Raw genomic sequence first — 20,279 nt, 5'->3', positions numbered from 1 at the left:
ATGGATTTAAGAAAGGTTGTAGAGGAAAACCCTCTGCTGGCAATTATGAGGAATGTGCCGCTGGCGAAAACAGTGGATTATGCCAGAGCAGTGGTGGCAGGAGGGGTGAGGTTCTTTGAAGTGGCTCTGAATTCTCCCCATGCGCTGGAACAGATTTCCATGCTGCGGGAGGCCCTGGGAGAAGATGCACTGGTGGGGGCCGGTACCGCAATTACTGTAGAAAAAGCAGAAGCTGCGGTAAAGGCAGGCGCGCAGTTTCTCTTATCCCCCTCAACGGACAGGGATGTGCTGGAATACTGCAGGGATCAGGGGATTGCCATGCTGCCGGGCGCGCTGACGCCGTCTGATGTTTCCGCCTGCCTCCGGTACGGTTTTTCTACCATTAAGCTGTTCCCGGCGGGCGATATGCCAAAGGGCTATATCAAGAGCCTGAAAGGGCCTCTGGACGGAACGGAGTATGTGGCAATCGGAGGTGTGAACCCTGGGAATATCGGAGATTTTTTCCGCCAGGGGTATCTGGGCGTGGGCCTGGGAAGCAGCATGATGCCCAGAGAAGCAGTGGAAAAAGGGGACTGGGCGGCAGGGACTGCCTATGTGGCGGCTATGATGGAAGAGATCCGTCAGGTAAAAAATGAATGTAAGAAAATAAAGGAAAGTAAGGAGAAATAAAAGGGTGAAAATTGCAGAAGTCAATACTTATTTTGTCCGTCCGCGCTGGGGATTTGTGGAGATCATAACAGACGAAGGTATTTCCGGCTGGGGGGAAGCTGTTCTGGAAGGCCATGCCGCTACGGTGCTGGCCTGCGTCCAGGAAATGAAAGATTATCTGATGGGGGCAGATCCCCGGAAGATCGAGGATATCTGGACCGTATTATACCGGGCAGGATTTTACCGGGGAGGCGGCGTGCTGATGAGCGCCATTTCCGGCATTGACCAGGCGCTCTGGGATATCAAGGGAAAATACTTTAACGCCCCTGTATACGAGCTGCTGGGCGGATCATGCCATGATAAAATGCGGGTCTATTCCTGGATCGGAGGGGACCGCCCTTCTGACGTGGGGGCCGCGGCGCTGGAAAAGAAGAACGCCGGGTTCACAGCTATAAAAATGAACGCTACGGAAGAGCTGCAGATGATTGATTCCTATGACAAGATTGACGCGGTGCTGGAACGGGTTGCGGCGATCCGGGAAGCCTGCGGAAAATATTTTGGAATCGCCATTGATTTTCACGGGCGGGTACATAAGCCTATGGCGAAAGTGCTGGCAAAGAAGCTGGAGGAATTTGATCCTATGTTTATCGAAGAGCCGGTGCTCTGCGAAAACATGGAAAATTTCAGGGAGATAGCCGCAGCCTGCAATGTGCCTATCGCCACAGGAGAGAGGCTGTTTTCCAAGTGGGATTTCAAACGTCTGCTGGAGGCCGGGGGAGTGGATATTATTCAGCCGGATCTGTCCCATGCAGGCGGGATTACAGAAGTGAAAAAGATCGCGGCCATGGCGGAAGCCTACGATGTGGCGCTGGCTCCCCATTGCCCGCTGGGCCCCATCGCCCTGGCTTCCTGCCTGAATGTGGACGCAGTGAGCTACAATGCCGTGATTCAGGAGCAGAGCATTGGGATTCACTATAATGTGGGAAAAAGTGTTCTGGATTATGTGAAAAACCAAGAGGACTTTAAGTTCACTGACGGCTTTGTACAGCTTCCCCAACTGCCGGGCCTGGGTGTGGAAGTGAACCGGGAACTGGTTCTGGAAGAAAACCGGACGCCCCACAACTGGAAAAACCCTGTATGGAGGCACGCGGACGGTTCCGTGGCGGAATGGTAAACCACCGACCCGAATGGAGGAAATAAGTATGGAAAATAATACAATCAACCGCAGTATAATTTCAGTGATCGTAGTGCTGATCCTGGCAGCCATCTCAGCCTACTGGCTGGGAGACTGTATGGTTCTGGCCTTCCCGGCGGGAATCGGATTCATTGTGGACGCGCTGGACCGGAACAGGGCAGAACGGAACTAGAAAAAGATTTTCAAAAAAAGCCTTGACAAAACAAAGTTCAATCGCTATGCTAATGCATATACAAAAAGGTGAAGACGGAGAAAAGTAAGAATCCCGTAGCCTCCAGAGAAGACGGTCCACCGGCTGAGAGACCGTCCAGGCAGAGCAGATTCCCAAAGTGGCTCCCGAACCGACCGCTGAAACAACAGTAAGCAGGTACGCTTTACCCCGGCGTTACAGGGAAAGAGGAGCAGGCCAGGCCTGCTTGAATAAGGTGGTACCGCGCAGACACAGCGCCCTTTTGCAATCAGCAAAAGGGCGCTTTTGGCATTGGCATTGAGCACTTAACGAGCGCAAGCCGAAGGCGCAGCGGGAGTTTAGTGCGAAAGCCCTTCGCGACCCTTAGAGAGCGAACCGGAGGTGAGCGAACTTAGTGGAGCGAAGAAACCGCTACAACGAGCGCAAGCCGAAGGCGCAGCGCATCACACAGAAAGGAAGAAAAAATGAAAGAACTGGAAAAGACCTACAGCCCCAATGAAATCGAAGACCGGCTGTATGAAAAATGGCTGGAAAAAAAATATTTCCACGCAGAAGTGGACAGGAGTAAAAAACCCTTTACCATTGTAATGCCTCCGCCCAACGTGACGGGACAGCTGCACATGGGCCATGCCCTGGACAACACGATGCAAGATATCCTGATCCGCTATAAGCGGATGCAGGGCTACAACGCTCTGTGGCAGCCCGGCACAGACCACGCCAGCATTGCCACTGAGGTGAAGGTTATTGAGCAGCTGAAAAAAGAAGGAATTGACAAACACGACCTGGGCCGGGAAGGCTTTTTAAAGCGTGCCTGGGAGTGGAAAGAAGAATACGGCAACCGCATTGTAAAGCAGCTGCGCAAGATGGGTTCTTCCGCAGACTGGGACAGGGAGCGTTTCACCATGGATGAAGGATGTTCCCAGGCGGTGAATGAAGTTTTTGTCCGCCTTTACAACAAAGGTTATATCTATAAAGGCAGCAGAATCGTGAACTGGTGCCCTGTCTGCAACACATCCATTTCCGACGCGGAGGTGGAACATGTGGAGCAGTCCGGCCATTTCTGGCACATCCGTTATCCCTATGCAGACGGCACCGGCTATGTGATCGTAGCCACTACCCGGCCGGAAACACTGCTGGGAGACGCAGCGGTGGCAGTGAACCCGGAAGATGAACGCTATCAGGATCTGGTGGGCAAAATGCTGAAGCTGCCATTGACTGACAGGGAAATCCCGGTGATCGCGGACGCCTATGTGGATAAAGAGTTCGGAACCGGCTGTGTGAAAATCACCCCTGCTCACGACCCTAATGACTTTGAGGTGGGGCGCCGCCACAATCTGCCGGAAATCAATATCATGAACGACGACGCCACCATCAATGAGCTGGGCGGAAAATACGCGGGAATGGAGCGGTACGCGGCCAGAAAACAGATGGTGAAGGATCTGGAAGAGCAAGGTCTGCTGGAAAAAGTGGAGGACCATGTGCATAATGTGGGAACTCACGACCGGTGCAAAACCACAGTGGAACCGATGGTGAAGCAGCAGTGGTTTGTGCGGATGGAGGAGATGGCAAAGCCGGCTATTGAAGCGGTGAAGAGCGGCGAACTGAAGCTGGTGCCGGAACGGATGGAAAAAACTTATATGAACTGGCTGGAGAATATCCGGGACTGGTGTATTTCCAGGCAGCTGTGGTGGGGACACCGGATTCCGGCATATTACTGCACGGAGTGCGGAGAGATGGTAGTATCCAAGGAGGCTCCCGCCGTTTGCCCCAAATGCGGCTGCACCCATTTCCACCAGGATGAGGATACGCTGGACACCTGGTTCAGTTCCGCTCTGTGGCCCTTCTCCACGCTGGGATGGCCGGAGGAAACGGAAGACTATAAGTATTTCTATCCCACTGATGTATTAGTGACCGGTTATGACATTATTTTCTTCTGGGTGATCCGTATGGTGTTCTCCGGACTGGAGCAGACAGGAAAACTGCCGTTCCATACTGTGATTTTCCATGGCTTGATCAGAGACTCCCAGGGCCGCAAAATGAGCAAATCCCTGGGCAACGGCATTGACCCCCTGGAGATCATCAGCCAGTACGGAGCCGATGCCCTGCGCCTGACGCTGATTACCGGAAACGCGCCGGGCAATGACATGCGTTTCTATATGGAACGAGTGGAAGCCAGCCGGAATTTTGCCAATAAGGTGTGGAACGCTTCCAGGTTCATTATGATGAATCTGGAGCGCGCGGAGATCCCTGCAGAACAGGATCTGAAAGAGCTGACCGCAGCTGACCACTGGATTCTGTCCAAAGTGAACACACTGGCAAAAGACGTGACAGAGAACATGGATAAATATGAGATGGGCATTGCAGTGCAGAAAGTATATGACTTTATCTGGGAGGAATTCTGCGACTGGTATATTGAAATGGTGAAGCCCCGGTTGTATGATGAATCAGACAATACCAAGTCTGCCGCTCTCTGGACGCTGAAGACAGTACTGATCCAGTCCCTGAAGCTGCTGCATCCATTTATGCCCTTCATCACAGAAGAGATTTTCTGTAATCTGCAGAATGAGGAAGAGACCATCATGCTGTCCTCCTGGCCGGAATACCGGAAAGAGTGGAATTTTGAGGAAGAGGAAAACTCCATTCAGACCATTAAAGAGGCAGTGCGCGCGATCCGGAACCTGCGCAGCGGCATGAATGTTCCGCCCAGCAGAAAATCAAAAGTTATTGTGGTTTCCGAGAGTGAAACAATACGCGGGATCTTTGAAAACGGCAGAGCATTTTTCGGAACCCTGGCCTATGCAGGGGAAGTGGCGGTGCAGGAAGATAAATCAGGTATTGCGGAAGACGCAGTTTCCTGCGTGATTCCCGGAGCCGTGATCTACATCCCCTTTGCAGACCTGGTGGATATCGAAAAAGAAATCGCCCGTCTGGAAGCAGAAGAAAAACGGCTTACAGGCGAGCTGGCCCGGGTGAACGGAATGCTTGGAAACCAGCGTTTTATCAGCAAAGCGCCGGCTGCAAAAATTGAAGAAGAAAAAGCAAAGCTGGCAAAATATACAGACATGATGGCGCAGGTACAGGAACGCCTGGCAGCGCTGAAAAAATAAGAATTTCCCCGACAGGGGAACCAAAAGCCAGCAAAAAAGTCAACACAATCTATGGTCAGAAAGAAGACCAGGCAGGGAGACGGCAGAAAAAACGGAGGAGGATATAGCCGATATCTTCTGCCGTCTCCCCGCGACTCCCTTTCAAAGCCCTCCAATAACAGAAATTTATATCAGGGAATCCCTTATGCCCATCCCTCCTGCCTGATCCTGTCAATCAGAAGCAAAGTAATATCCTTAGCCAGCTCAGCAGCTTTTTCACAGTTCAATTCAAACTGTTCACTGCCGCCGTGGTCCGGCGTATCCGTAATAGTTCTGATTGAAACAAAAGGAATTTTATTTACATAACATACATGCGCGATACTGCCCGTTTCCATATCAACAGAAAGCGGAGAAAAATCCTGGTTAATGCCCTCACGCATGCCATCAGTAATAAACGCTTCCCCTGTCACCATTCTTCCAAATACAATTCGATGTTTTGTTTTGCAGTCTGAAACAGCCTTTGCGCATAGCTCCAGCAGTTTCCGGTCAGCTGGAAAATAAACGCTGCTCATCCACGGATGAAATTCGGTGAGAATATCCTTACTGACATCGTGGTATGCAGCTTCCGTTGAGATTACAGTATCAAATATTTCCAAATCTCTGGTCATCCCGCCGCATGTTCCGGAATTAATGATACACTGAACATGAAAACAGTCAATTAAAATCTGAGCAGCAATGGCAGCATTTACCTTGCATACTCCGGAAAAACACGCGGTGACGCAGATATCATTGATTGTGCACTCATAAATTTGCAGCATAGCCCTTTCTGTTACTGTGCAGTTTTTCATGTGTTTAAAAAAAGGTTCAAGTTCCGTATCCGCTGCGCAGATGATCCCTATTTTCATAAATAATATCCTTTCGTAATTATAATCAATAAAGTTCCAGCTTTAATTTTTTAAAGGAAGTCCGTCCTATGAAACAAAACCCTCCGGGTGATGCGCACTACGCGCTGAGGAAATATGGCCGGGAAGGCGGCCGCGCTTGGGCGTGAGAGTCCGGCTCGCAGAACCCTTTAGTTCAGGATATGTACCACAGACGGATCAATATGATTCAGATCGGGAGAAGCAGTCCGGTACATGGCCTGCTTCAGCTCATCTGTCACGGATTTCACATATCTGCTCAGCCCTTCCGGACCGCTTTCATTCAAAACAGGCATAACAGCACGACCCAGTGAAATCGCGTCCGCGCCAAGGGCCAGCGCCTTAAAAGCGTTCAGCCCGTTATCGATACCGCAGTCAACGAAGATTTTCAGTTCCCTGCCCACTGCTTTTTTAATGGACGGAAGCAGGAACAGGGGAGGGACCGCGCTGCGGATTATGCCATGGTGGTGGGAAACCACAATGCCGGCTGCGCCTGCCTGGACACATTTTTCCGCGTCCTGGATGCTGAGCACTCCTTTCACCACAAAAGGAAGTCCGGCAGCCCGGGTCAGTTCCGCAAGCTCGCCAAAACTCAAAGGCTTCATGGGATATCCCAGACAATCCCCAAAGGCGTGGTCGATATCCACGCCCACCGCCAGAGCCCCGGAATCCTTCGCATGGGACATGCGGCGGTACAGAAGATCCCGGTCAGCATAAGGTTTAATAATTTTAATGGTTTCAGCGCCTGTGGACAGAATGTCCTCCAGCTCCGCCTCATCCCCCATGCCGGCCCACATCACGCTGCCCGAGAGGACGGCGCCCATGGCCATGGCAGTCATGCCGGGCACGCCTGATTCCAGAGGTTTCAGGTGGGACAGAGGAGACATCATCACCGGCGTTTCAAAGTGTTTGCCAAATAATTCCATAGAAGTATCGGGAGGAACACAGTCCAGCTGGCGCAGCTCAATGGCGATTTGTTCAAAATATTCTCCTGTGATCCTGTTGGAATCACCGGAAACAGTAATTTGCTCCATAAATAATACCCTCCGTTCTTTTTCCTCAATATAGCATAGGGAAACTGACGGCACAAGCATAATTTGGCCTCCTGTTCAGTCTTTTTCTCTGCGTTGCCGCATTTATTAGAGCAGGGCGGCAGTCCGGAAAGGAGAACCTATGGAAATGTCGTTTTTGTCCCTCTGGAATGAAATGATTGCGAATCCGATCCTGTTCATGACAGTTGTTCTGACTCTGGGAGTGATTTTTGTGAACGGCTGGACAGACGCTCCCAATGCCATTGCCAGCTGTGTATCCACAAAATGCTTAAGCTTCCGGGCGGCAGTTTGGATGGGAGCGGTATTTAACCTGCTGGGCGTCCTGGTCATGACACAGATCAACAGTTCCGTGGCGGCTACCATCAGCCAGATGGCGGATTTCGGGACAAACACACAGAGCGCATTGGCCGCTCTGTGCGCCGCTTTATTTTCCATTGTGGTTTACAGCATGGCCGCCTCCGTCTGGGGAATCCCTACCAGCGAAAGCCACAGTCTGATTGCGGGAATAACAGGTGCTGCCATTGCGATTCAGCATGGAACCAGTGGAATCCATATGGAAGAATGGAGGAAAGTCCTCTATGGGCTGGGGCTCAGCCTAGTTTTAGGATTTGCGGCCGGCTGGGCGGTGTGCAGGCTGGTGGTATTTGCCTGCAGAAAGCTGGACCCCGGAAAAACAGAAAAATTTTTTAACGGCGCGCAGATAGCCGGAGCAGCGGCCATGAGCTTTATGCACGGCGCTCAGGACGGACAGAAATTTATGGGCATTCTGCTGCTGGGAGCTGCATTTTCTGCCGGCAGAGCAGATATTGCCGGAATGGCGGTTCCGGCTTGGATGATGTTTTTGTGCAGCGGAATGATGGCATTGGGCACTTGTACAGGAGGAAAAAAGATCATACAATCCGTAGGGGAGGATATGGTGCGGCTGGAAAAATACCAGGGATTTTCCGCGGATCTGGCAGGCGCTGCCTGCCTGCTGTATTCCAGCCTTTTCGGCATTCCTGTGTCCACCACCCATACAAAGACCAGCGCCATCATGGGGGCAGGCGCTGCAAAGAGCCTGACGGCAGTAAACTTCAGAGTGGTGCGGGAGATGGTTCTGGCCTGGGTCCTGACGTTTCCGGTCTGCGGCGTGATCAGCTTTATCATGGCAAAAATGTTTATGGAAATCCTGTGAGCTCCATGCTCATGATTCTATAAAAAATTTTGAAAATCCGTAAAAAAGTAGTGATTTTTGGATTTTTTTTGATATACTATAATTAAATATGGTCGAAAGGAGGACGTACTATGCCAACAGTAAATGTTAATATACACCCAGCAATTTTAAGTTGGGCACTTAGCCAAACTAGCGAAGAAAAGTTGGGTACAAAACTTTTAGAAAATATTAAGCATTGGATTGATGGTACTAAAAGTCCAACTTTTAATCAGATAGAAGATTTTAGCAAAAAATCTCATATTCCATTGGGATACTTTTTTTTGCAGACACCGCCAGTAGAGCAGATTAGTTTGTTGAAATATAGAACGCTTGATAGTGTAGAATTAGCTAATCCGAGCCGAAATCTGATTGATACTATTCATGAGATGGAAATGGTTCAGGAATGGATGATTAATTACAGGAAAGAATGGAATTACGACACCATTAGAGTTATCGGAAGCTTAAAAGATGTAACAAATATAATTATAATTGCAGATAACATTCGTAATGATCTGGGACTTACTATTGAGTGGTATAAAGAATGTGCAAATTCTTCTGAGGCATTCAATAAAGTTAGAAGTCTTTTGGAAGAATGTGGAATAGTTGTGATGATGAATGGTGTTGTTGGGAAAAATACCCATCGTGCTTTAGATGTAAACGAGTTCAGGGCGTTTGCAATGGCAAATGAATGGGCTCCGTTAATTTTTATTAATGGTGCGGATTCTGCAGGTGGAAAACTGTTTTCTTTGTTCCATGAGATTGCACATCTTTGGGTTGGAGTAAATGATCTATATAATGACAGGAGATATTCTGCAAGTGAAATAAAGCCAATTGAGGCTATTTGCAACGCAGTTGCGGGAGAGTTAATGGTACCGAATGCAGCATTTCTTGAAAAATGGAATAACCATATAAGTGTTGATATATATGAAAAGATAAAGGAATTTGCCAAAATATTCCGTTGTAGCGGCAGTGTCATTGCCCGTAGGGCTCTAGACAATAAGAAAATAAATAAGAATGTATATAATCAGGTTATAGAAGAAGCCATTGAAGCATCCATCCAGGCTAAGCAGGAAAAAGGTTCTGGTGGAGATTATTATAAAGTTGCCCGCAGTAAATTAGACGGCGTTTTTGTACGTGCGTTATGTGAAAGTGTAAAGAGTGGCAGAACATCCTTTACAGAAGCATACCGATTAACGAATACTACCAGCAAAACATTTTTTGAAGTTGCAAGCGGACTTGGAGGTGTTTTATGGTAAATTTATCAGAAAGATTTTTGATTGATGCGAATACATTGATGACAGCATCAAGGTTTTTTTATGCTTATGATTTAACTCCTTCATTTTGGAAAACTTTTGAAGATGTGATAAAAACTGGTAATATAGTTTTGCTTGATATGGTAAAAGCCGAGATTGATAAGGGGGAAGATGAGTTAAAAGGGTGGGTATCTGAAAGGAAAGATGATTTTCAAGTCTGTAACCACGTTGATCCAGAAATAATCCCTAAATATGCGGAAGTGATGCAGTATATTCAGGAATGCGGCTTTTACAATGAAAGAGGGTTAAATGAATGGGCCAGAAATGAAGTCGCAGACCCATGGCTTATTGCAGCAGCGGCTGCTAAAGATTATAAGTTGATTACATTTGAACAATCTGCAGGTTCATTAAATGTTAAAAATAAAAGTGGCCGTGTAAAGATACCGGATGTTGCTAAACATTTTAATGTTGAGGTACATACTTTATTCCAGATGATGCGTCAGCTTAAGATAAAAATTTAATGAAGAAATAATTTACGGGGGCTGTCGCACAAATTATTTAGTGCGACAGCCCATATGATTACGGAAAATAACATCAAATGGTCAAAAATATGATACATCTGACATCATAATCGAGGTATTAAATCAGGTAGAAGCAATAAGCGGCCCGGAAAATTCTTTTTTATACTGCGCCGGGCGAAGTCCGGTATGCTTTTTAAACTGAGCAATATAGCTGCTGGCATCGGAAAACCCGCAGGCGGAGGCAATTTCTGCCACGGAGAGCTCAGTACCCCGCAGCAGCAATTTGGACTGGTTAATCCGGCAGTGGATCAGATAGCTGTAGGGCGTGACGCCCATGACCCGGCGGAACAGCCGGATAAAATGATACTTGGAAAGATGCACTGAGCCGGCTATCATATCCAGGGTGAGCGGTTCCGCGAAGTGCTCCCGGATGTAGGATGCCGCAAGCTCCGCCTCCTGGCAGGAAGCATGCGCTGCCTTGTCCGCATTCCGCACAGAGGACAGAAGAAGCTGGTGGAAAAGCTGGTGAAATTCTGAGGAAAGCCCGGAAGCATTTACAATATCCGTGTATTGAATGCGCGGCATCAGGCGGACCAGCTGCTGGCGGAAACTCTCTGAATCCTGCAGGTCAATGGCCCTGGGCTGTTTCTCATACAGCAAATTGTAAAAAGAACAGGCGCCCTGTCCCTGGAAGTGAATCCAGAGGAAATCCCATCTGCTGTCTGAGGAATAATAGTGGTGGAAGCTGCGGCAGTCCAGAAGAACAGCGCAGCCCGGAGGAAGCAGAAAGGAACAGCCGCCGGTTTCCACAGTCCCCGCCCCGCCGGTGGTAAACAGCAGCAGAAAACTGTCATGGAAGTCCCGGGAGACAGAATAATTTTCCAGCGCCGAAAAACGGCCGGCTTCTGAAGCGTAAAACGGAAAGGCGCTGGACGCCTCTGTGGGGGTAGCGGTGACCCAGACCGAATCTTGAGTGAACCTCTCTTCTGATCTTCTCATTTTCTGTTCCTTTCTCAGCAATATCTGCAGCGGTTTTTTCTGTTTACAGTCTACAACAGAACGGGATCCCGGCGCAAGTGAAAAGCAATATTTTCTTATTTTACAGCAATAATCCGGACTGCCCAGTGGAAGGAACAGTGCTATAACTGTACTATCAGAGTCTGTCAGGAGGAAATGAAATGGGAAAAGTAGAAGTGCGCAGGGAGAAAATTGTGATCCCGACCTATGAAGCCGCAGAGTACAGCAAGAATCCAATGTTTTTGGAAAAAAGAGTCTACCAGGGTTCCAGCGGCAGGGTATATCCCCATCCGGTGTGTGAGAATATATCAGATATCAAAACGAATAAAGAATATGAAGCAATTTTTTTGGAAAATGCGTATATTCTGGTCATGCTTCTGCCGGAAATCGGCGGACGGGTACAGCGCCTGTATGATAAGACAAACGGGTACGACGCGGTTTATTATAATGAGGTGATCAAACCGGCGCTGGTGGGGCTGGCGGGTCCCTGGATTTCAGGCGGGATTGAATTTAACTGGCCGCAGCACCACCGTCCTTCCACCTTTGATCCGGTAGAATATGCGATAGAAGAACATCCGGACGGCTCTGTTACCGTTTGGATGGGAGAAGTGGAGAAGATGTTCCATACCAAAGGGATGGCGGGCTTCACAGTATATCCGGACAAGGCATACTTAGAAATCAGGGGACAGCTCTATAACCCCACGGACCGGGTCCAGACTTTTTTATGGTGGGCGAACCCGGCTGTGGCAGTGAATGATCACACCCAGTCAATTTTCCCTCCGGACGTCCATGCAGTGACGGATCACGGAAAGCGGGCCGTTTCGACCTTCCCCATTGCTACAGGAACTTATTACAAAGTGGATTACAGCAGCGGGGTGGATATTTCCCGCTACAAAAATATCCCGGTGCCCACTTCTTATATGGCCTGGCACTCAGACTATGATTTTATCGGAAATTATGATTACGGAAAACAGGCCGGGCTGCTCCATATTGCGGACCACCATGTGGCTCCCGGAAAGAAACAGTGGACCTGGGGAAACGGAAGCTTTGGCCGCGCCTGGGACAGGAATCTGACAGATGAAAACGGTCCGTATATCGAGCTGATGACAGGCGTGTTTACGGACAACCAGCCGGACTTTACTTTTTTAAAACCTTATGAGGAAAAAAGTTTTGTACAGTATTTTATGCCCTATAAAAATGTGGGGGCCGTAAAAAACGCCTGTATTAACGGCGCTGTAAATCTGGAGATCAGGGATGGAAAAGCAATTTGCAGCGCCTTTACTCCGGCAGAACTGGGTGAAGTAACAGCAGAGCTGCGCTGGGAAAACAGAGTGCTGTTTTCAGAAACGGTGAATTTGTCTCCCCGGAATACATTTCTGCGGGAAGAACACCTTCCTGAGGATTTCTGTCCGGAAACAGAACTGAACGGGCTTCGTTTCCTTTTGAGTAAGGATAGTAAGGAAATTATCTCCTATTCCCCGGAATTGGATCATCAGGAGCCGGCGCCTTCCCCGGCAGAGGCCCTGCCGGAACCGGAAGAACTGGAAACGACAGAAAAACTGTTTCTGGCCGCGGTGCATCTGGAGCAGTACCGCCATGCCACCCGTTCTCCGGAGCCCTACTACCTGGAGGGTCTGAAACGGGACCCATCTGATATCAGGCTGAACAATGGATACGGAAAATATCTGTACCAAAAAGGCTGTTATGAGAAAGCTCTGGAATATTTCAGGAGGGCCGCGGACTCTTCCATATGGAAAAATCCCAATCCCTATGACTGTGAACCCTTTTACAATCTGGGGCTGGCATACAAGGCGCTGGGCAAGAAAAGTAAGGCTTATGACGCGTTTTATCGCGCTGCCTGGGACGGTTCCATGCAGAATCGGGCGTTTTATCAGCTGGCCTGCCTGAGCGCAGGGGAAGGGCGGTATTCTGAGGCGCTGGAATTTACGGAAAAATCCCTGCTTTGCGGCGCGCACCACCTGAAAGCACGAAATCTGAAGACCACGCTTCTGAGGCTGCTTGACCGGACAGAAGAGGCAATTTCTTTTGCGGAGGAAACCTGCAGGATAGATCCTCTGGATACCGGATGCAGATACGAGCTGTATCTCCTGTTTCACGATAAAAAAAGACAGGAGGAATTGAAAGCACTGCTGCGGGAGGATTCACAGAATTACATTGAATTGTCTCTGAACTACAGAGAAGCATATCTGTTTTTAGAAGCCGCGTCTGTGCTGGAACTCTGCTCTGACAGCGGGGATCCCATGGTACATTATCATCTTTACAGCAATACAAAACGGAAAGATGCGCTGAGGCGGGCAGAGCAGTGCAGCAGCCACTATTGCTTCCCTAACCGCCTGGAGGATATGGAAGTGCTGCAGGAAGCGGTAAGGACAGGCGGAAAATGGGCCGGATATTACCTGGGCGAGCTTCTGTATGACCGGGGGAGATGGGAGGAAGCCGTGGAGCTGTGGGAAGCCTGCTGCTGTGAGATTTCACTGCCCACTGTCTGGAGAAACCTGGCACTTGCTTATTATAATAAACGAAAAGACGGTTCCAGGGCCAGAGAAGCTATGGAACGGGCATTTTCCATGGACCCAACGGACGCCAGAGTATTTTACGAGCTGGATCAGCTGTATAAAGTGCTGAACCTGCCATATGAAAACCGGCTGGCGCAGATGGAAGCACATCAGGAACTGCTGGCCGGGCGGGACGATTTGTATACGGAATATGTGACACTGCTGAACCTGGACGGGCAGTATCAAAAGGCTCTGGCGGCCATGGAACAGCATAGATTTCATCCCTGGGAAGGCGGAGAGGGGAAGATCACTGCCCAGTACAGGATTGCCAGGGTAGGCCTTGCCAAAGAAGTATTTGCCGAAAAACCGGAAACAGCAGAAGCGCATCTTCAGGCCGCGCTCTGTTATCCGGAAAATTTGGGCGAGGGAAAGCTGGCTGGGGCGGAAGACCAGGATATTGATTATCTGCTGGGCTGCCTGCGTCAGGGAAAAGCCGGGGAAGATGCGCTGAGGCGGGCTGCCAGAGGGCCGGGAGAGATTTCTGCTGCGGTTTATTACAACGACCAGCCCCCGGAAATGCTTTATTATTCCGGCCTGGCCCTGGGAAAGCTGGGACGTGAGAGAGAGGCGTCAGAATGCTTCAGAAGGCTGCGGGAATTCGGGCTGGCTCATGAAAAGGATGAAATAAAAATAGACTACTTTGCGGTATCACTGCCGGATTTCCTGATCTTTGAAGGGGACAGACGCCGGAAAAACCGGGTGGACTGCTGCTTCCTGACTGCTTTGGGATATTTGGGGGAAAGTAACTGGGAAGAGGCGGCGCGTTACGCAGAAAAGGGCCTGGAAGAAGATCAGTCTCATTTCGGGCTGCGGCAGGTGAGAAAGGCGGCGGAACAATGCAGATCATGGATTTAAGCGGAAGCTGGGATTATGAAACAGATGAGGAGAACACGGGACTTGACAGAAAGTTGTTTCAGCGGAAACTGAAAGGGGCAGGCTTTCTTCTGCCGGGAAGCGCCTGCCAAAATCAGATCGGCAGAAAACAGGAGTATGCCGCAGAATTTACCCCGGAAGCGGTCCGGGCGCCCAGGGAGCGGTATGAATATGTGGGCCCTCTGTGGCTGCAGCGCCAGGTACGGGTACCGAGGGGATGTGAAGGAAAGGACGTCAGGCTGTTTCTGGAACGGGTGAATATGGCTTCTCAGGCCTGGGTGGACGGAAAATGCGCAGGGCGGCAGGTTGTGGAGCTCTCCGCGCCCCACTGCCATGACCTGACGGGGCTGCTTACCCCAGGAGTCCATACCATTACGCTGCGGCTGGATAACAGGAATCTTCTGAATATCGGCGGTATGGCCAGCGGCTACAGCATTGATACCCAGGGGATCTGGAGCGGCGTGATCGGGCGGATGGAACTGCAGTTTTTAAACCAGGAGCGCATGGAGGATATCCAGGTTTATCCCTGTGATAACGGGATAGATGTAAAAGTAGTGACTGCCAGCGGGATTTCTTCTCCGGGGAAAAAGTCAGCTGCCAGACTGAGGCTCACCATTGTTTCTCCGGATGGGGAACCGCTCCCTTGTGTCAGCCGGGAAGTTGAGCTCTACCAGGCCAGACAGACGGAGCGCTTTCATTGTGAAATCAGAGAGATCTGCTGGTGGAATGAATTTCATCCCTGTCTCTACCGGCTGGATGCCGTGCTGGAAACAGAAAATGGAGGCGAGGACAGAAGGACGGTCACCTTTGGGATGCGGCTGGCCTGTTCCAGAGAAAAAAATCTTCTGCTGAACGGCCGCCCTATTTTCCTGCGCGGCACCACGGACTGCGCGATTGATCCCTTAACGGGGTACCCGTCCATGGAGGAAGAGACCTGGGTAAAAAGATTTTCCACTGTAAAAGAATACGGGATGAACCATGTCCGGTTCCATGCCTGGTGCCCGCCGGAAGCTGCGTTTGCCGCTGCGGACCGGCTGGGGATTTATCTGTCAGTGGAGATGCCGTTCTGGCTGAACCGGGATGTGGGCTGCCCGGCGGCGGGGGAGGATATCCTGCACAGGTATTACTTCACCCAGGAAGCGCTGGCGATTTCCAAAACCTATGGCAATCACCCTTCTTTTCTGATGTTCTCCAACGGGAATGAAATCATGGGAGATTTTGAACTGCTGGAAGATATTATTATCATGATGAAAGCCCAGGACCCCAGACACTTGTATACGCTGACCTCAAATTTTGACCATCCTGTTTCGCCCTGCGAAGATTACCTCTGCGCTTTTGAGGCGGGAGGACACCCGGTGAGGCTGCAGCATCTCCAGGAAGCCGCGGCGGAGCATTCCTGCCTGGACTACCGGGAGGCAGTGGAAGATGTGCCGGCGCCTGTGGTTTCTTTTGAAGTGGGTCAGTACTGTGTATTTCCGGATGTGGATTTAATCCTGGAATATCAGGGAAATATGCTGCCGGTGAATCTGGAAGCCATCCGGCGGGAAATGATAAAAAATGGAATTTATGACAGGAGAAAAGATTATATAGCGGCTTCAGGGGCTATGGCGGCACTGCTGTATAAAGAAGATGTGGAAACCGCTCTGAGGACAGAGGGGTTCGGCGGCTTCAGCCTGCTTTCCCTGTGCGATTATACGGGACAGAATACGGCTGCCGTGGGTCTTTTAAATGCGTTTTGGGAAAGTAAGGGAATCCTTACCCCGGAAGAATTCAGGCAGTTCTGCGGCCCGGCAGTGCCTCTGTTTCTGTCAAAGCGGGTGTATTCCACAGAGGAAACGCTGAAAGCCCGGCTGAAGCTGTTTGACAGCAGAGAAGAACGGGCCGAAAGCCCGCTGTTTCATCTGGAGTTATGGAATGGGAAAGAATTGTTTTTCAGGACAGAGACCAGGGAACAGCAGGTGGAAATCCCGCTGACAGGCCTTTCAAATCCCGCCGGCCTCAGAGTGAAGCTTTCCGCAGAAGGGGGCAGCAATTCCTGGATGGTCTATGTATATCCGGAAAAAGAAAAAACTGGCCTGCCCATGCTGCGGGGGGACTCCGAAGAACTAAAACGCCTGATCCGGGAAGGCGGCAGAGCAGTTGTGTCGGGAGAGGGGCTGAAATGCCCGGTAGAAGGGAGCTTCACGCCAGTATTCTGGTCGCCGGTATTTTTCCCCAGCTCCAGGCCCTGCGGCGCCATTATTGATTCCGGGCATCCATTGTTTGAGAATTTTCCAACTGAAGAATATCCGGGATTTCAATGGAAAGCTCTGATCGACGGCTGTGCCGGAGCAAAACTGCAGCAGCTTGGAAGCGGCTTTCGCTCCATTGTGGAACTGGCGCCGAATTTCCTGACACAAACGCCCGCCTCTCCTTTGTTTGAAGGAAAAGTGGGCGCTGCGGAAATTTTATTCTGCGGTTTTGACCTGCAGGGAGAACAACTGCCGGTGAAAGGGCTGAGGCAGAGCATTGCAGAGTACGTCTTGTCAGACAAGTTCCGCCCGGATCAGGAAATCAGCCCGGAAACATTTCTGGGAATGTTTTTCTGACGCCGCAGTGCGCATCCCCCGGAGGGTTTTATAGCATAGGAAACGGATCAGGGCTGCCTGGTCCGTTTTGCGCGCCGGGGCAGATCGGCAGCTTGAGACGTGTCCAGCAGCAGATCAAACAGCTGACCGGCGCCATTGCGGCGGCGGTCATCCAGAGCCCGGTATTTCCGGATCAGCGCCTGCTCTTCAATAGACAGATCCCACTCGGAGGCAGGGCGCTGGAGACAGTCCTGAAACAGATAATTGGCATCCACCTGCAGCGTATCAATTAATCGATATAAAATTTCTTCTTTCGGAAAGCTGTAATCCTGCTCATAATTTGTGACCGCAGAGGCAGTGACGCCTATCAGCTTAGCCAGTTCATGCTGCCGGTACCCCAGAGCTTCCCGCGCTTCCCTGATTCGAAACCCAATTCCCATAAAGCCCTCCTTTGTGTGCTGTCATCGTGTATTTTCAGTATACTCGCATAAAGACAGAATGTAAAGAAAAATATATATAAACATCCGCTCCTGTGCTTTACTTTTCCTTCCGGAGAGGTATAATGAAAAAAATGGCCGAAAGGCGCCGGGGAGGAAAAATGAAGATACATAAACTGCATGAAAAATGGATGCTGAAGATTATGCCGCCGGGAACGTTTGCCGGAAAAGAGATGGGCGCGGGAATCTGGAGAGACAAGGCGCCTGTCCGGTGCATTCCTGCCCAGGTCCCGGGCGGGGTTTACGACGCGCTGCTGAAGGCCGGAGAGATGAAAGATCCCTACTGGCGGGACGAAGAGGAGGGCGCGCTGAAATGGATGGATTTTGATTTCATATTTGAAAAGGAGTTCGTCCTTCCTGCGGATCTGGAAGAGTGCCCGCAGATTCTGCTGCACTGCGCCTGCCTGGATACCATCGCCTGGGTATACTGCAATGGTATCCTGACAGGAAAAGGGGAAAATATGCACCGCGTCTATGAATTCGACCTCACGGGTCTGCTTCATCCGGGAATAAACCAGATTCAGATCTGCATCCAGTCGCCGGTAAGCTATATCCGGGAAAAGCAGGAACAGGTGGAGGTGCTGGGAACGGCAGACGCGATGAACGGATTCCCTCATATCCGCAAGGCCCACTGTATGTTCGGGTGGGACTGGGGGCCTCATCTGCCGGACGCGGGAATCCGGGGTGATATCTGCCTGTATGGTCTGGAAGGCGTCCGGCTGGGGCAGGTCCGCGTCCGCCAGCAGCATGGGGAGGGGAGTGTGATCCTGCGGGTACATCCTGAAATTGTGCGGCAGAGCAGCGCCTTTTTTGTTGAGGAAAAGCCGTTTTCCTGGAAACTTGAGCTGTTTGACCCGGAAGGGAATCCGTTAACATGCCAGGAATATCCAGGAGAAATCCTGTCCGCGGGGACTGCTGTGAAAGAGCCGCGGCTCTGGTGGCCAAATGGTCTGGGCGGCCAGCCTCTTTACAGGGTACGGGTGAGTTTGCTACAGGGAGAGCAGGTGCTGGAAGTTCAGGAAAAGAAGATTGGGCTGCGCACAATGACGGTGCGGCGGAGGAAAGATGAATGGGGCGAGTGCTTTGCCCATGAGGTCAACGGACTGACGGTGTTTGCAATGGGAGCGGATTACATACCGGAGGACTGCATTTACGGGAGGATGAACAGAGAGAGGACCAGAAAGTTGCTGACGGCGTGCCGGGACGCTCATTTTAATTGTGTGCGGGTCTGGGGCGGGGGCTGGTACCCTTCCGACGACTTCTTCGACCTGTGCGATGAGCTGGGGCTGATGGTCTGGCTGGATTTTATGTTTGCCTGCGCAACTTATCATCTGGATGAGGAATTTGACCGGAATATTCAGGCGGAGCTGAGGGATAATATCCGCCGCGTCCGCCACCATGCCTGCCTGGCGCTGTACTGCGGAAACAATGAGATGGAACAGTTTGTGGCGGAAGGGCAGTGGGTCGCCCGTCCAAAACATTTCGCGGATTATTTTAAGATGTATGAATATATTTTCCCCAGAATCGCGGAAGAGGAAGACGGGGAGACTTTTTACTGGCCGGCCAGCCCTTCTTCCGGGGGCAGCCTGGACTTTCCCAATGATCCGGACAGGGGAGATGTGCATTACTGGGAGGTTTGGCACGGCAATAAACCTTTTACAGAATATAGAAAACATTTTTTCCGCTATGCCAGCGAATTTGGTTTTGAATCCTTTCCCAGTGAAAAAACCATTGAGAGCTTTACGCTGCCGGAGGACCGGAACCCGTTCTCCTATGTGATGGAAAAACATCAGCGGTGCGTGGGCGGGAACGGCAAGATTCTGACTTATCTCTATCAGACTTTTTTGTATCCCGGGAGCATGGGCGCGCTGGTCTATGCGTCCCAGCTTCTTCAGGCTGAGGCGATGAAATATGGCGTGGAGCATTTCAGGAGAAACCGCGGCAGGTGCATGGGAGCGGTATTCTGGCAGCTCAATGACTGCTGGCCGGTGGCATCCTGGTCCTCAATCGACTATGAAGGGCGGTGGAAGGCTCTGCACTATTATGCCAAACGTTTCTTTGCCCCACTGCTGCTGTCCTGCGAGGAAGAGAGCGTGCTGACTCAGGATTGGGAGATCAATCAGCCGGAAAAACATCTGCGCAAGTCTGTGCGCTTTAATGTATCCAATGAGACCAGAGAAGCCCGGGAGGCGGAGGTCCGGTGGCAGCTGCGCAGCGCGGGGGGAGAGATTCTGCGGGAAGACAAACTGTTTATTTCTGCGGCCCCTCTTTCTGCGGCCTGGACAGAGGCCGTTGATTGCCCGGACGCAGATGAACGGAGGAACTATGTGAGCTTTCAGCTGTATGAAAATGGGGAATGGATCAGTTCGGGAAGCGTGATATTTACAGTGCCCAAGTTCTTCTGCTGGGAGGATCCGGGACTGACTGTGCATGTACAGGGCCGGGAACTGGTGGTGCGCGCAGACGCATACGCTAAGAGCGTGGAGGTCAGGAACAGATCGGATAACCTTATATTAGAGGATAACTTTTTTGATATGGACCCCGGAGAGAGGAGAATCCGGATATTGGCCGGAGAACCGGAGGGGCTTGAGATCCGAAGTGTTTACGATATCAGATAAAAACATCAGTTGTTGAAAAAGAATCCCGCTTGCGGGATTCTTTTTCAACAACGCCGGAATGATTTTTCCTACAT

Annotated in this window: 14 protein-coding genes and 1 other annotated feature; of the genes, 10 read left to right on the top strand and 4 right to left on the bottom strand. The window is 50.6% G+C overall.

Translation table 11 applies throughout. The features are described from left to right. The 4 genes from EV209_RS03255 (at position 1) to EV209_RS03245 (ending at position 5,140) form a co-directional block, all read left to right on the top strand. On the top strand, positions 1-669 hold the full coding sequence (locus EV209_RS03255; protein WP_130433001.1) for a bifunctional 4-hydroxy-2-oxoglutarate aldolase/2-dehydro-3-deoxy-phosphogluconate aldolase: 669 nt from the start codon (positions 1-3) through the stop codon (positions 667-669). Positions 670-673: 4 nt separating this feature from the next. Next, on the top strand, positions 674-1,822 hold the full coding sequence (gene dgoD, locus EV209_RS03250) for a galactonate dehydratase (protein WP_130432999.1): 1,149 nt from the start codon (positions 674-676) through the stop codon (positions 1,820-1,822). Between the two features lie 28 nt (positions 1,823-1,850). Beyond that, entirely contained in the window at positions 1,851-2,015 is a 165-nt protein-coding gene (locus EV209_RS16225) for a hypothetical protein (RefSeq protein ID WP_165388797.1), read from the top strand. Between the two features lie 62 nt (positions 2,016-2,077). Next, positions 2,078-2,298, top strand: a binding site (T-box leader). A gap of 199 nt (positions 2,299-2,497) precedes the next feature. Continuing rightward, positions 2,498-5,140 (top strand): valine--tRNA ligase, encoded by a 2,643-nt coding sequence (locus EV209_RS03245; protein WP_130432997.1) that lies wholly within the window; start codon positions 2,498-2,500, stop codon positions 5,138-5,140. Between the two features lie 182 nt (positions 5,141-5,322). Here the strand turns inward: EV209_RS03245 and mtnN are convergent, their stop codons facing one another. Then, the gene (gene mtnN, locus EV209_RS03240) at positions 5,323-6,024 is read right to left on the bottom strand and encodes a 5'-methylthioadenosine/S-adenosylhomocysteine nucleosidase (RefSeq protein ID WP_130432995.1); all 702 of its coding nucleotides are present in this window, start codon (positions 6,022-6,024) and stop codon (positions 5,323-5,325) included. Positions 6,025-6,191: 167 nt separating this feature from the next. Beyond that, positions 6,192-7,073, bottom strand: a complete 882-nt coding sequence (locus tag EV209_RS03235) for an alpha-hydroxy acid oxidase (RefSeq protein WP_130432993.1) — start codon at positions 7,071-7,073, stop codon at positions 6,192-6,194. 139 nt (positions 7,074-7,212) lie between these two features. Here EV209_RS03235 and EV209_RS03230 point away from each other — a divergent pair, with 139 nt between their 5' ends. From EV209_RS03230 to EV209_RS03220, 3 genes are all read left to right on the top strand, one after another. Next, a complete protein-coding gene (locus tag EV209_RS03230) occupies positions 7,213-8,265 on the top strand; it encodes an inorganic phosphate transporter (protein WP_130432991.1) in 1,053 nt (350 codons plus the stop codon). Between the two features lie 110 nt (positions 8,266-8,375). Next, positions 8,376-9,539, top strand: a complete 1,164-nt coding sequence (locus tag EV209_RS03225) for an ImmA/IrrE family metallo-endopeptidase (RefSeq protein ID WP_130432989.1) — start codon at positions 8,376-8,378, stop codon at positions 9,537-9,539. Beyond that, complete coding sequence (locus EV209_RS03220; RefSeq protein WP_130432987.1) at positions 9,533-10,057, top strand: DUF4411 family protein; 525 nt, start codon at positions 9,533-9,535, stop codon at positions 10,055-10,057. Before EV209_RS03225 ends, EV209_RS03220 begins: the two co-directional genes overlap by 7 nt. Before the next feature lie 123 nt (positions 10,058-10,180). Here the strand turns inward: EV209_RS03220 and EV209_RS03215 are convergent, their stop codons facing one another. Beyond that, positions 10,181-11,056 (bottom strand): AraC family transcriptional regulator, encoded by an 876-nt coding sequence (locus EV209_RS03215; protein WP_130432985.1) that lies wholly within the window; start codon positions 11,054-11,056, stop codon positions 10,181-10,183. Positions 11,057-11,235: 179 nt separating this feature from the next. On the opposite strand from EV209_RS03215, the gene EV209_RS03210 reads away from it, so the two are divergent. Further along, entirely contained in the window at positions 11,236-14,505 is a 3,270-nt protein-coding gene (locus tag EV209_RS03210; protein ID WP_130432983.1) for a DUF5107 domain-containing protein, read from the top strand. Further along, entirely contained in the window at positions 14,496-17,111 is a 2,616-nt protein-coding gene (locus EV209_RS03205) for a DUF8487 domain-containing protein (RefSeq protein WP_165388796.1), read from the top strand. The genes EV209_RS03210 and EV209_RS03205 overlap by 10 nt, the downstream gene beginning before the upstream one ends. A gap of 47 nt (positions 17,112-17,158) precedes the next feature. Here the strand turns inward: EV209_RS03205 and EV209_RS03200 are convergent, their stop codons facing one another. Further along, a complete protein-coding gene (locus tag EV209_RS03200) occupies positions 17,159-17,530 on the bottom strand; it encodes a helix-turn-helix domain-containing protein (protein ID WP_130432979.1) in 372 nt (123 codons plus the stop codon). A 158-nt stretch (positions 17,531-17,688) separates the two neighbouring features. Between EV209_RS03200 and EV209_RS03195 the strand changes: the two genes are divergently transcribed. Next, a complete protein-coding gene (locus EV209_RS03195) occupies positions 17,689-20,205 on the top strand; it encodes a beta-mannosidase (RefSeq protein WP_130432977.1) in 2,517 nt (838 codons plus the stop codon). Positions 20,206-20,279: the final 74 nt, after the last annotated feature.

Source organism: Cuneatibacter caecimuris (assembly GCF_004216775.1).
Classification (GTDB): domain Bacteria; phylum Bacillota; class Clostridia; order Lachnospirales; family Lachnospiraceae; genus Cuneatibacter; species Cuneatibacter caecimuris.
This window is presented reverse-complemented; position numbering and strand designations above follow the sequence as displayed.